Origin of the sequence: Brevibacterium rongguiense, from assembly GCF_009857845.1 — a bacterium.
GTDB lineage: Bacteria > Actinomycetota > Actinomycetes > Actinomycetales > Brevibacteriaceae > Brevibacterium > Brevibacterium rongguiense.
In genome coordinates, this window is the sequence record NZ_WWEQ01000132.1 from 1 (window position 1) to 717 (window position 717).

Sequence of the window (717 nt, forward strand, 5' to 3'; positions counted from 1 at the left end):
GGTGGTGTCATAGCGTCGAAGCAACACTCCCGGTCGGCGGGGGTCTGATCGGTGGAGTGTGCGGATGGCGCGGGTGGGGTTGTCGTTCAGTGACAGGTCGGAGATCTCGACGGCCTCGAAAGCGGGCTGGTCGGTGCGGAGGATCGCCCGTCACCTGGGGCGTTGCCCGTCGGTGATCTTGCGGGAGCTTCACCGGAACTCGACGAAGACCCGCGGCTACCAGGCCGTGACCGCAGACGTCAGAGCGCAGCGTCGGCGGGCTCGCCCGCAGCTGCGGAAGGTCGCGGGGGATCCGGTGCTGCAGGCGAGGGTGGAGGCGGATCTGGCCGCGTCGTGGACGCCGAACGAGATAGCGGGCCGGTTGCGTCTGGAGGCCGCAGACCCGACCGTTGAACGCATGGCGAACTCTCCTGACGCACGCGGCCGAACCGTCTCCGGTGAGGCTATCTACCAGTACATCTACGCAATCCCGAAGGGTGAGCTCGCCCGCAAGGGCATCTTCCTGCAGTCCAAGCGGACCAAGCGCCGACCACGTACGACCGGGCGGACGCGCGGTGGCCCAATCGTAGGTATGGTCCCGATCGCGGAGCGAGGTGAGGACGCCGCCCAGCGTCGGGTGCCGGGGCACTGGGAGGGTGACCTGATCATCGGGAAGAACGGCACCTCGTGCGCGGCGACGCTGGTGGAGCGGATGAGCGGGTTCACCGGGCTGCTGGC

At 68.5% G+C, this 717-nt stretch carries 1 protein-coding gene; it reads left to right on the forward strand.

Features of this window, described 5'->3' with window-relative positions; translation table 11 throughout:
• Positions 1 to 64: 64 nt before the first annotated feature.
• Positions 65 to 717, forward strand: a 653-nt coding sequence (locus GSY69_RS13830) for an IS30 family transposase (protein WP_160954401.1), incomplete at its 3' end; no start/stop codon positions are given.